This is a genomic window from Aeromonas sp. Y318-3 (assembly GCF_027706185.1).
In the GTDB taxonomy this organism is placed as follows: Bacteria; Pseudomonadota; Gammaproteobacteria; order Enterobacterales; family Aeromonadaceae; genus Aeromonas; species Aeromonas veronii.
Window position 1 is genome coordinate 426,087 of sequence record NZ_JAPDCN010000001.1, and the last position, 12,476, is coordinate 438,562.

The 12,476-nt window shown below is 58.0% G+C and carries 6 protein-coding genes and 1 pseudogene; 3 read left to right on the forward strand and 4 right to left on the reverse strand.

The genetic code is table 11. The features are described from left to right. Nucleotides 1–28: 28 nt before the first annotated feature. Nucleotides 29–1,566: pseudogene (locus tag OKB77_RS02035) on the reverse strand (sensor domain-containing diguanylate cyclase). 197 nt (nucleotides 1,567–1,763) lie between these two features. On the opposite strand from OKB77_RS02035, the gene OKB77_RS02040 reads away from it, so the two are divergent. The 3 genes from OKB77_RS02040 to OKB77_RS02050 all read left to right on the forward strand — a co-directional run bounded on the left by OKB77_RS02040 (nucleotide 1,764) and on the right by OKB77_RS02050 (nucleotide 8,456). Continuing rightward, nucleotides 1,764–2,813: an efflux RND transporter periplasmic adaptor subunit gene (locus tag OKB77_RS02040; protein ID WP_040065810.1), complete on the forward strand. Its 1,050-nt coding sequence runs from the start codon at nucleotides 1,764–1,766 to the stop codon at nucleotides 2,811–2,813. Next, entirely contained in the window at nucleotides 2,813–5,929 is a 3,117-nt protein-coding gene (locus tag OKB77_RS02045; RefSeq protein WP_270816851.1) for an efflux RND transporter permease subunit, read from the forward strand. The genes OKB77_RS02040 and OKB77_RS02045 overlap by 1 nt, the downstream gene beginning before the upstream one ends. Nucleotides 5,930–6,104: 175 nt before the next feature. Further along, complete coding sequence (locus tag OKB77_RS02050; protein WP_270816852.1) at nucleotides 6,105–8,456, forward strand: YgiQ family radical SAM protein; 2,352 nt, start codon at nucleotides 6,105–6,107, stop codon at nucleotides 8,454–8,456. Nucleotides 8,457–8,609: 153 nt separating this feature from the next. On the opposite strand, the gene OKB77_RS02055 is transcribed toward OKB77_RS02050, so the two are convergent. The 3 genes from OKB77_RS02055 to OKB77_RS02065 form a co-directional block, all read right to left on the reverse strand. After that, a complete protein-coding gene (locus OKB77_RS02055) occupies nucleotides 8,610–10,073 on the reverse strand; it encodes a DUF4041 domain-containing protein (RefSeq protein ID WP_058058345.1) in 1,464 nt (487 codons plus the stop codon). A gap of 4 nt (nucleotides 10,074–10,077) precedes the next feature. Beyond that, on the reverse strand, nucleotides 10,078–10,425 hold the full coding sequence (locus OKB77_RS02060) for a hypothetical protein (protein ID WP_081042861.1): 348 nt from the start codon (nucleotides 10,423–10,425) through the stop codon (nucleotides 10,078–10,080). 390 nt (nucleotides 10,426–10,815) lie between these two features. Then, on the reverse strand, nucleotides 10,816–12,315 hold the full coding sequence (locus OKB77_RS02065) for a histidine-type phosphatase (protein ID WP_270816853.1): 1,500 nt from the start codon (nucleotides 12,313–12,315) through the stop codon (nucleotides 10,816–10,818). Between the last annotated feature and the right edge of the window lie 161 nt (nucleotides 12,316–12,476).

Below are 12,476 nucleotides of genomic sequence, written 5' to 3' on the forward strand. Positions count from 1 at the left end.
GGGTTGAGGGCTCAGCTTACTCCGAGAGTCAGGAGGCGTCACCCTGCCATCTTTCGCTGCGGTTGCGACCGTTGGCCTTGGCCTGATAGAGCGCCACATCGGCGCGGCGCACCGCTTCGTGCAGGGGAAGGTTCTCCTGATGGGGCAGATAGCCGAGGCTGATGGTGACTTCCAGCCCGGGTTCGATGGCGGCCCAGTCGTGATCTGCCACCGCCTTTCTCAGCCTCTCCGCCAGTTCGCCGATCTGTGCGGCGTTACTGCGGCCAATCAGCAGCAGAAACTCTTCGCCCCCCAGCGGATCAGGCGATCAGTGGGCCTAATCTGCTGCTGGCAGAGCTGCACCAGCCGGATCAGCACGATATCGCCGACGGCATGGCCGAAGTTGTCATTGACCCGTTTGAAGTGATCCGCATCGAACATCAGGATCCCCGCTTGCAGCCGGGCCAGATCGCCCGCCTGCTCCAGCAGCACCAGATAGTGGCGGTTGAAGGCACCGGTGAGGGCATCGTGGCAGGAGAGGTAATTGAGCCGCTGGTTGAGGCGATGGGATCTCAGGTTGGAGAGGGCGGCCAGCAGCATGAAGAGAATGGCGAGCAGGGTCGGCGTGGACTGGCAGAGCATGGCCCACACCAGCGGCAGCAGGGTGACGTTGTGCACCAGTCGCAGCGGGGTATCGGGAATTGCCATGGTTAGCTGCAATGCCCCTTGCTGCCACTGGTATTCGTCGGTCGGCTCGGGGTCTTGCGGCACCACGGGCTGGTGTGCGCTGCTGGCCAGCACCTGATGGTACTGATTGAGCAGCAGATACTCACCCAGCGCCGGCGCCAGCTGGTTGAGCTGCGATTGCAAGCGTGAGAGCAGGATGTCCATGCTGATCATTCCTACCAGCGAGCCGTCCTTGTAGAGAGGTTGGGACATGGTGACCATGGTGCCCAGTCCGGCAAAATCTTCGTAGGGGCGGGAGAGAATGGTGTCCCGGCTGGGGTTGGGTGACATCAGCGCATCCTGCCAGTAGTGCTTGTCATAGATGCTGCGGGCAAAGCGAAACTGGCTGGAGGGGATCCAGGGATAGAGGTAGATAAAATTGTCCACGCCGGTGAAGTAGGCCCAGGCGATCTCGCTGCCCAGGCGCTGGCTTGTGGTGGACAGCAAGGGAGAGAGGCTCAGGGCCAAATGAAGTTGCGCCTCCCGCGCACTGCCGGGGGGCGGCAGCGGACCGTCACCGGTGAGGTTGCCCGCCAGTCCGGCCGGTAAATCCCCGGGGAGCTTGTCGAGGGCCAGCCCCTCTGGCAGCGCCTCGATATGGCCATAGAGCTGGCGGGTGAGCACCGACTGGGGGTCGCTGCGCAGTCGCTCTTCGGCCTGACCGCGCATCGCCTCCAGAAACACTTCGGTCTGTTTGAACCGATCCCGCAGGTAGATGGCGCTGTTGAGGGTATCGCTCTGGTAGAGGCGTTCTATCTGTTTCAGGCTTTGCCGCAAGGTCAGACCAATCAGCAGGATGACCACGGCAAACAGGAGCCAGGTCAGGCGTGTGAGAAAGCGGTGGTCAGACATTTTGGGCATAGGCAGTCAGTCGGGTTGCGAAGGAAATTGTCGTTAGTGTATGCGATGTGGCGTGAAAACAAACGGCGCGACCTGAAACAGAGTGAGCTTATCCCGCTCTTGTTACGTTTTGTCACATTTATACATAGTCACGGCATAGTCTGGGGCTAAAATGGCCCCAATCTGGATTTACCCTCTCACTCTTCATGGACTGTTCGATGAAAATGCGTATCTGGCTCGGCTTGGGCCTTCTTCTAATCGTGGTTGCCGGCGTCTGGGCGCTGCGTCACAGCGAACCCGCCGCCAAAGCACCGACCAGACAGGTCAATATCCGCACTCAAACCGTCAAACAGAGTCTGGCCGAGCCGACCCTCAAGCTGGTGGGCAAGCTGGCGGCCAATCGTTCCGTCATCATCAGCCCCGAAGTGACCGGCCGCATCGTCAAGATTGCGGTGCAATCTGGTCAGAGCGTGGCGAAGGGGGAGACCCTGATCGCGCTCGATGCGGGCAAGCAGCAGGCGGAGCTGGCCGAGCAGAGCGCCAGTCTGCGCGACGAGAACCGCAAGCTGGGGGATATGCGCAAGCTGGTGGCCCGTGGCGCCGTGACCCAATCCGAGCTGGAGGGGCAGGAGGCCACCGTGGCCCAGGTGCAGGCACGCCTCGATGCCGCCCGCTACGAGCTCTCCCTGCGTACCCTGCAGGCGCCCTTTGCCGGTACCGTGAGCCTGATTGATCTCAGCGAAGGGGCGCTGGTCAACAGCGGCGACACCCTGCTGCATCTGGACGAACTCGACAAATTGCGCCTCGATCTGGCGGTGCCGGAGCGTTATCTCTCCCTGCTGCGCCCGGGCATGGCGGTTACCGCCACCAGCACTGCCTGGCCGGATCAGCAATTCAACGGCACTCTCACCACTCTCGACAGCCGCGTCTCCAACGATACCCAGAACATCAAGGCGCGGGTGATGATCCCCAATGGCAACGGCCAGTTGCGCCCGGGCATGCTGCTCAATGTGGAGCTGGCACTGCCCGCCCAGCAGCTTACCCTGATCCCCGCCCAGTCGGTGGAGTACGCCGGTGAGCAGCGCTTTGTTTACCGTCTCGAGGCCGATGGCCGGGTCAAGCGGGTGCCTGTAGTGCTAGGCGAGACCGAAGGGGAGACCGTCTGGGTCACCGAGGGGCTGAAGGTCGGCGATCGCATCGTGGTCGAGGGGCTGGTCAATCTGCGTGATGGGGTGCAGGTGCGTGATCTGGCCGAGGTGAACGGCTGATGTGGCTCTCCGATATCTCAGTTCGCCGCCCGCTGGTGGCGGTGGTGCTCAGCGCCCTGCTGACCGTGTTTGGTCTGGTCGCCTTCAGTAAATTGACGGTGCGGGAGATGCCGGACGTGCAGATCCCGTCGGTCTCCATCACCACCACCTATGAGGGGGCGGCCCCCTCGGTGATGGAGAGTCAGGTCACCAAGCCCATCGAGGATCAGCTCTCCGGCATCAGCGGCATCAAGAACATCAACTCCATGACCCGCAAGGGGCGCTCGATGATCACCGTCGAGTTCAAGCTCGGCTGGAACATGGTGGAGGGGATCTCCGATGTGCGCGATGCCCTCTCCCGCGCTCGGCCACGGCTGCCCGATGATGTGGACGAACCGCTGGTGACCAAGGACAGCGGCAACGGCGATGTGGCGATCTGGCTCAACTTCAGCAGCAGCCAGATGGATCGCACTGCCATGACCGACTACGCCAATCGCGTGCTGGTCGACCCCCTGAGCTTGGTGGACGGGGTGAGCGAAGTGGCGCTCTCCGGCGATCTCACCCAGGTGATGTATGTACGGCTGCGCCCGGCCGACATGGCGGCCCGAGGCATCACGGTGAGCGATGTGGAAGATGCCCTCAAGCGCGAGAACATCGAACTGCCGGGGGGGGAGATCCGCAACAACTCCATGACCATGGCGGTGCAGATCGCCCGTCTTTACCACACAGCGGAAGATTTCCAGCAACTGCAAGTCACCACCGCCGCCAACGGCCAGAGCGTCTATCTGGCCGATATCGCCGACGTGGAGGTGGGAGCCAAGAACGAAGACAGCGCCTATCAGCGCAACGGCAAAGAGAGTCTGGGTATCGGCATCGTCGCCCAGTCCACCGCCAACCCGCTGGCAGTGGCACAGGGGATCGAGAAGAAACTCGGCGAGATGCAGCGCTTCCTGCCGGAGGGGGCCAAGCTCGAGGTGGATTACGACTCCACCATCTTTATCAAGCAGGCCATCGACGAGGTGTACGAGACCCTGGCCATCTGCGCCGTGCTGGTGGTGGCGGTGCTCTATCTGTTCCTCGGGCAGGGACGCACCACGCTCATTCCTGCCATTACGGTGCCGGTATCGCTGATATCAGCCTTTATCGGCGCCTGGTATTTCGGCTTTTCCATCAACCTCATCACCTTGCTGGCCCTTATTCTTGCCATCGGCCTGGTAGTGGATGATGCCATCGTGGTGGTGGAGAACATCCACCACCATCTGCAGCGGGGTGAACCGCCGCTGCTGGCCGCCTGGCACGGCACCCGCGAAGTGGGCTTTGCGGTCATCGCCACCACCGCCGTGCTGGTGATGGTGTTTGTCCCCATCGCCTTTATGGATGGCATGGTGGGGCGGCTCTTTACCGAGTTTGCGATATTGCTCTCCTTGGCGGTGCTCTGCTCCTCGCTGGTGGCGCTGACCCTGACCCCGGCCATGGGCTCCTGGCTGATGCGCCCGCTGGATAAACCGAACCGGCTGACCGCCGGGCTCGATCGCGGGCTCGGCTGGTTGGAGGGGCACTATCGCCACCTGCTGGCGTGTGTGCTGCGTCGCTCCCGCTGGACGCCGCTGGTGCTGCTGCTCTGTCTGGGCGGTATCGGGGCCCTCTTTGCCCAGCTGCCGACCAGCCTTACCCCGACCGAGGATCGCGGCGTCATCTATGTCTTCGTCAAGGGGGCAGAGGGGACCAGCATCGAGCGGATGAAGCGCAACATGCAGCAGGTGGAGTCCGCCATCATGCCGATGCTGGGCAAAGGGGTGGTGCAGGCGCTGAGCTTCAGTACCCCCGCCTTTGGCCGTGGCGGCGATCAGACCGGTATGGTGATCATCCAGCTCACCGACTGGGCGGAGCGCGATGTCACCGCCACCGAGTTCTCCCGCTCGCTGGGTGCCAAGCTCTCCGGCATTCCCGATGTGATGATCCGCACCTTCCAGCCCGGTTTCCGGGGGGGCTCTACCGCACCGGTGCAGTTCGTGCTGCAGGGTAACGACTATGCCGAGCTCTACCAGCAAGGGTTGGCGCTGCAACAGGCAGCGCAGGGCAGCGGCCTGATGCTGAGCCCGGATCTCGACTATGCCGAGAAGACCCCCGAGCTGCAGGTGACCATCAATCGCGACAGCGCCAGCCAGCTCGGCATTCCGGTCTCCACCGTGGCCAACAGCTTGCAGACCCTGCTGGGCGGGGCGAGCAAGACCACCTATGTGGACAGGGGCGAGGAGTATGACGTCTACCTGCGCGGCAACCAGACCGAGTTCAACGGCATCTCGGATCTCGGTCGAATCTATCTAAAGGCCGCTAATGGCGAGATGGTCAGTCTCTCGACTCTGGCCACCGTCAAGCAGGTGGCGACTGCCAACCGCCTCAACCACTACCAGCGGCAAAAAGCGATCTCCCTGACCGCCGATGTGCACCCCGACCACACCCTGGGTGAGGCCCTCGATTTCCTCGATGGCTGGGCCAACGCCAACCTGCCCACCGGCATGACGGTGGATTACGCCGGTGATTCCAAGGATTACCGCGACAATCAGGGGGAGATGGTGCTGGTCTTTGGCCTCGCCCTGCTGGTGGTCTATCTGGTGCTGGTGGCCCAGTTCGAGAGTACCCTGACCCCGGCGGTGGTGATGATGACGGTGCCGCTCGGCATCTTCGGCGGCCTGCTTGGCCTCTGGCTGACGGGGCAGGAGATGAGCATCTACAGCCAGATCGGGATGATCATGCTGATCGGCATGGTGACCAAGAACGGCATCCTCATCGTCGAGTTCATCAACCAGCTGCGCCAGCGGGGGGAAGGATTCGAGGAGGCGATCATCGCAGGCTCGGTGCGCCGCTTGCGCCCCATCCTGATGACCTCGCTCACCGCCATTATCGGTGCGGTGCCGCTGATGCTCTCCATGGGAGCGGGTTACGAGAGCCGGATGGCGGTGGGGACAGTGGTCTTCTTCGGACTGTCGCTGGCGACCCTGGTCACCCTGCTGGTGGTGCCCGCCATCTACCATCTGATCGCCCGTCACGCCGGCATGACAGGGGCGCGGGATCAGCAGGTAGACGAAGCACTGGCCGCCAGGGGGGCAGGGGAGTCACCCCCTCCGGCGCTCTGACCTCAATCCTGACGGAGGCCAGTAAATCAGCCTCCATCATCACAAGGGCGCCTGCGGGCGCCCTTGCTATTGCGGGCGGCGGCCTATTCCGCGGGATCTATAGGGACAAAAAGCCATCGCTCCCCTTGGCCGCAACCGGTATAATGCGCGACCCGAATTTTTCCAGGTGTTCAAAATGCAGCCGGTACCCAACCTTTTCTCCTATCCCCGCTATTGGGCCGAGTGCTACGGCACGGCGCCCTTCCTGCCCATGTCCCGCAAAGAGATGGACAAGCTGGGTTGGGACAGCTGCGACGTCATTCTGGTGACGGGGGATGCCTACGTGGATCACCCGAGCTTCGGCATGGCGGTCATCGGTCGGATGCTCGAAGCGCAGGGCTTTCGGGTCGGCATCATCGCCCAGCCGGACTGGTCATCGAAGGATGACTTTATGCGTCTGGGCAAACCGAACCTCTTCTTCGGGGTGACCGCGGGCAACATGGACTCCATGATCAACCGCTACACCTCCGACAAAAAGCTGCGCCACGACGACGCCTACACTCCGGGGGATGTGGGCGGCAAGCGGCCGGATCGCGCCACCCTGGTCTATACCCAGCGCTGCAAGGAGGCCTTCAAGGAGGTCCCCGTCGTCATCGGCGGCATCGAGGCGTCGCTGCGCCGCATCGCCCACTACGATTACTGGTCCGAGACCATCCGCCGCTCCATCCTGCTCGATGCCAAGGCCGATATCCTGATTTACGGCAACGCCGAGCGGCCGCTGGTGGAAGTGGCTCACCGTATCGCGGCGGGGGAGACCATCGACACCATGCAGGATATTCGCGGCACCGCCGTCATCCGCAAGGAGCCGCTGCCGGGCTGGAAAGGGGTGGATTCGAGCAAGCTCGACCAGATTGGCCGCATCGATCCCATCATGAACCCCTATATGGAAGGGGCTCCTTGTTCTGACGACGCCACCGAAGCGGCACCTGCCGCGCAGGAGGCCCAGCCTGTGCTGGTGCAGCCGGCCAAGCCCAAGCCGTGGGAAAAAACCTATGTGAAGCTGCCGGCGTTCGAGCGGGTGAAAGAGGACAAGGTGCTCTACGCCCACGCCTCGCGCATTCTGCACCACGAGACCAACCCCGGCTGTGCCCGCGCCCTGGCACAGGCCCACGGCGATCGCATCGTCTGGGTCAACCCGCCCGCCTTCCCGCTGGAAACCGAGGAGATGGACGGCGTCTTCGGCCTGCCCTACCAGCGGGTGCCGCACCCGACCTATGGCAACGACAAGATCCCGGCCTTCGAGATGATCAAGACTTCGGTCAACATCATGCGCGGCTGCTTTGGCGGCTGCTCCTTCTGCTCCATCACCGAGCACGAAGGGCGCATCATCCAGAGCCGCTCGGAAGAGTCGATCCTCAAGGAAATCGAAGATATCCGCGACAAGGTGCCGGGCTTTACCGGCGTCATCTCGGATCTCGGCGGCCCTACCGCCAACATGTACAAGCTGCGCTGCAAGAGCCCCAAGGCCGAGCAGACCTGCCGTCGCGCCTCCTGTGTCTGGCCCACCATCTGCCCGCACATGGACACCGACCACAGCCCGACCATCAACCTCTATCGCAAGGCGCGCGACCTCAAGGGGATCAAGAAGATCCTGATCGCCTCCGGCGTGCGTTACGACATCGCGGTGGAAGATCCCCGCTATATCAAGGAGCTGGCCAAGTATCACGTCGGCGGCTACCTCAAGATCGCGCCGGAACACACCGAGGAGGGGCCGCTCTCCAAGATGATGAAGCCGGGCATGGGCAGCTACTACCAGTTCAAGGAGCTGTTCGACAAATACTCCAAAGAGGCGGGCAAGCAGCAGTACCTGATCCCCTACTTTATCTCCGCCCACCCGGGCACCACGGATGAAGACATGATCAATCTGGCGCTCTGGGTCAAAGAGAACCGCTTCAAGCTCGATCAGGTGCAGAACTTCTACCCGTCGCCGCTCGCCAACGCCACCACCATGTATTACACGGAGAAAAACCCGTTAAACAAGGTGAGCCGCACCGGTGGCGATGTGTTTGTCGCCAAGGGCGAGCGCCGTCGCCGCCTGCACAAGGCGCTGCTGCGCTACCACGACCCCGCTGGCTGGCCGATGATCCGCGAAGCCCTGCTCGCCATGGGCAAGGGCCACCTGATTGGCAATGGCCCCGGTTGTCTGGTGCCAGCTGAAGGTCGCAACGAGCGCGCCGCCAGCGGCAAGGGGTTGAAACCGGCCCTGACCCGTCATAGCAACATTGCCCATCAGCGCGGCAATGGCGCAGGCAACAAGCCGACGGGCGGCAAGCCGGTGGGTTCCCAGCTGCACAAAGGCGCGGCTAACGGTAAACCGGCCGCACAAGGCGAAGGCCAGAATGCGGGTAAAAGCAAACCTGCCGGCAAACCCGCCCATAAGGGCAAGGCGCCAACCCGCGCAGGCTCTGCCAAACCGGGCGCCAAACCCGCTGCTCAGGGCGGCAAGCCTGCGGCCAAAGGAAATGGTGCCAAGCGACCGGTTCGGTAATATTTCCTGACTGGAAAGCAATAGGAATAAAAAAGGCGACCGGATGGTCGCCTTTTTTAGTTTAAAAATTAATGTCATTATTATTTTTTTATATTAAAAAGAATGATTTTTAATTATTAACATGTAATGTAAGTTAATTATTAAACTACTGCATTAAGCAACCAGTTCAACAGTTTGAAGGCGCAAGCTCTCATAATACTCCTCTGCCAATGCTGTTAATTTAAACTCACTATCAATATCAACAATAGTATCCACAGCATCCTTTATCGACAACAAGTCTACTTGGAAGAATTCTTTCCTCAGATTTACTGCATTCACTCGATGAGCTCTAAATTCACGATGTAAAGCTGCCTCCAACGCCGGAGCATCATCGGAATAAATCATAGCATGAACATCAAAAGAAAATGGCACACTAGCATCACCTAACTCTTTAACTCTATCCATCGGATCTAGTCTCCTAGTTAAGCCAATCTTATAGATATCCTCACCAAATGAACCAATATTACTGATGACGTATACATGGCCTTTACGAGTTTGTTCAGCCATGCTTTTGGCTCGAGCCTCTTTCATCTCTGCCTCAAGTAGCTGTTGTTCAAGCTCAGCTATTCTCTGCTCTGCAAATGCCCTTTCGCTTTCAGAGGTTTTCAACAATTCTTCTCGAGCCTTGCTCAATAGATCCCTATAGATACGCTCTTCCTTTTCAGCCTCAGCAATAGCTCGCTCATATTCTTTAATTGCACGCTGTTCTTCGCGGATCTGTTCTTTTATGATTCTTTGCTCATCAGCCTCTTCTTGTTTTTTCAAGGTGTATTGATACTGAAGCTTGCACTCTTCAAATTTCAATTCTACATAACTAATATTAAAGCCACACTTCAATGTTGCTGCTGACTTTTCTATTGTGTTGGCAAGACTTTCTATTCTCTGCAAGGTTCGGGCGAAGTTACTAGGACTCACCTTCCCAATCAAGAAATCACACTCAATATTAAATGCCGCTAGCATTAGCTTTATTTGACCATCGAGAATCTTTTTGTTTAATGATTTGTCATTAGCAATGATCAGAGTGACAGGATACGTTATCGCATTTTTATCTCTAATTAGATCTTTTTGTTGGCTTCGGATGTATTTTATTTCTTCTGAAAATCTAGCTGATGTTTCATAGAGATACTCTGGATTTTCAAAATGCCCAACAGACGTGAATTCGTCCAATCGAGAGTATAGGTCAAGCATTCCCATCAGATTTTTCACATCAACATTGAGCTTTGTTATTTCTAATGAAAGCCGATCCTTTTCCTCATTCTGTTTGTTATTTTGTTCAGTTGCTTCTCTGATTCTTTCTAAAAGCTGGGCTTCATCTGCTTTAAGTGCCCTCAGCTCTTCCGTCTCAATTCTGACCTGCTCTAGTTCTTTTGTATCGTTATATAAATCACTTTTTAGCGATGTAAGGCTCTCTTTTAATTGCGACAACTCTGTCTCAAGACTTGTATGCTCGCCAAGCTTAGCATCAACATCAGCCTTATATTTAGCCAGCTCCTTGTTATGTTTTAATTTGAGAATGAAATAGCCAATCAGTATGGCTGCAATTGCACCAATGATAATGGCTAAAAGCATGTGTTCCATTTTTCTACCTTAGTTGTAAACTGATAAATTGTTGGCGCAGAGTCGCACGCTCTAAGCATCTGTCTTCATATTCGTCTTGGGCATCAGAAAGTTCATCTTTTAATCTTTCCTTTGCCTGAGCAATACTCAATTTTTCAGCTTTTTTAGCCAGTGCAAATTTTTCCCTTTCAGCACGAATTGCATCTCGTTCCTGTTCTCTTAAAAATTTTTGATATTCTCTTTCTGCTCTGGCATTTTCGCGTTCGGCAGACTTTTGTCTACGCGCTGATTCCCTAGCAGCCTGCTTACCGGCTCTATCAATTGCCTTAGCAACTTTGATAGATAAACTTAAAAGACTACCCCGCCTTGCCAAACCATCCTCCTTACCACTTGTTTCTGTAACCTATTGTCATATGAAAAGATAAAACCTGAGATACCCACCCTTCTGAGCAGGAATAATGCTAGCGAGTCCCACGCTAATGCCCGTGGATTACAGCATTTTACAATGCTCAATTAACCAGCAGGGCTGGTACCAATTGCTGATTAATAAGCACCGTATGGGGATGTTAAGCCAAGCAAGGTTTACTACGCGAGCCTTTAAGTGACTCAATTGTCAGAAATTAATCATTTTTTGCGCTTGATCAGCAAATGGAGCCGGAAGGCGGCTTTATAGCCATATCCCGCTTTGGCAAGCAGGGAAGGGAGTGAATTGGGGCGACCTGCTGGTCGCCCCTGGTGATTGCCATATCCGGCTTGTTTGGGGTTAGCCGTTATAGCCGTAGCAGCGTTTGAGCTCCTCGAAGTCGTAGTAGTGGCTGCCGCTTTGGTAGGGCTGGCAGCCCGTTTTAAAGGCGATCTCCTTTTCGTTGTAGAGCATCTTGACCAGCACCTGCCGCTGCCCGTTCTGGTAGATATCCCACTGAATATTGGCGGTATAGGGGGAAACCCAGCCGCCGCGCCACTCGTTGTTCTGCTGGCTGAACAGCTGATCCGGGCTGGCCCCCTGACGGCTCCCTTCCAGCTTCATCAGGGCGGCGAGGGGGATAATGGCCTCGGCGTGGGCAAAGCGCAGGGTAGCCCGTCGGCTCTGCTCACCCTCCACTACCTGACGCTGCACCTCGCCAAACAGGCCGTCGAGCAGCGGTTGGGCAATGGCGTAGGGGGCGCTCTGGTTGGCAAAGCTCGGCCCCTTTTCGTAGAAATCTTCCGCATCGGAGAGGTAGGAGAACCAGGCAGACTCCTGTGGGGTCAGGAACTGCTCCAGCGCCCAGGGTTCGCTGCCCTGAGCCTGCGCTTCGCGGATCATGCCGGGGCCGATGATAAAGAGGTTGTAGAGCATCAGGGCTGCATCCACCTCGTCGTGCACATAGGTCATGCCGCCATCCTCCGGGTTGACGGCGACAAACTCGACGCCGCCCGCCAGATAGTCGACAAAGCCCTTGCTGTAGATACGCTCCAGCATGCTGCGGGCCATCTCTTTGGTCTTGCTCAGGTTTTTAAGCTGATCCAGCGCTCTGGCCAGCTCGGGAGCCGGGGCGATTCCTGCATCCTCGTCGCCGATAAAGCGCTGGTAGCTCTCATAGGCGGGCAGGTAGCGGGCGTAATCCCCCTCGGGGGTGGTCTTGTGGAAGTAGAGCTCGAATTTGTTGACCAGCTTTTTATCGATCTTCGAGGGGTCATCCTGCGTGAGGTAGCACTGCGCCGAGTCGCTGACATAGTTCACATCGCGCTTGAGGCTCTCCATAAAGTAGAAGGCGCTTTCGTTGGCCCTGTCTTTGCCCGAGGTGACGACCTTGATGCAGTGGGGCTCGCTGCTGTTGAGCAGGGTCGGCAGCCGCGCCGCCAGTCGGGTGGCGAGATTGGCGTGCTCCTCCTTGCCCAGCGCCGAGAGCAGGCCATAGCCCAGTTTCTGGTTGGCGGCCGTCACCAGATCGACCTTGCTTCCCAGCCCCTGCCCGAGGGTAGTGAGCGCCCCCTGACGCTGCGCCTCTTCCCATACCAGCTTGGTCAGCACGTCATATTTCGGGCTGGAGAGAGAGCGCGAGCCGTGGCGCGCCACCATCTCGGTAAAGACCGGGCTGAACCCCTGAGGCGCTGGCTCGTAACTCTCCGCCTGCTGCTGCGAGCTGTAGACCGCTTTGGTGCTGTATTGGTAGGCGGTTTTGCCCTGGCTGTCGGCAGACGATTCGTTCTCTGACTGGCAGCCGCCAAGCAAGACCAGCGAGACGGCCAAAGCCACATAAGAAGAGCGCGGGAATGTCATGATGTTCCTTATCTATCCATATGAAAAATAAGTGAAAAACTCTATGGCTTGAAAATGACAGCGGGATGTCAGCCAGATGACAGGCTGATGACTTCTGATAAAGCAGTAAGCAAGGGGAGGGGATAGAGGATGGCTATAGGGAGGGCAATAGAGGCTCAACC

Bases quoted from the DNA above. Each gene is read 5' to 3' on its own strand.
- OKB77_RS02040 (WP_040065810.1), top strand. From the start codon at position 1,764: ATGAAAATGCGTATCTGGCTCGGCTTGGGCCTTCTTCTAATCGTGGTT.
- OKB77_RS02045 (WP_270816851.1), top strand. From the start codon at position 2,813: ATGTGGCTCTCCGATATCTCAGTTCGCCGCCCGCTGGTGGCGGTGGTG.
- OKB77_RS02050 (WP_270816852.1), top strand. From the start codon at position 6,105: ATGCAGCCGGTACCCAACCTTTTCTCCTATCCCCGCTATTGGGCCGAG.
- OKB77_RS02055 (WP_058058345.1), bottom strand. From the start codon at position 10,073: ATGGAACACATGCTTTTAGCCATTATCATTGGTGCAATTGCAGCCATA.
- OKB77_RS02065 (WP_270816853.1), bottom strand. From the start codon at position 12,315: ATGACATTCCCGCGCTCTTCTTATGTGGCTTTGGCCGTCTCGCTGGTC.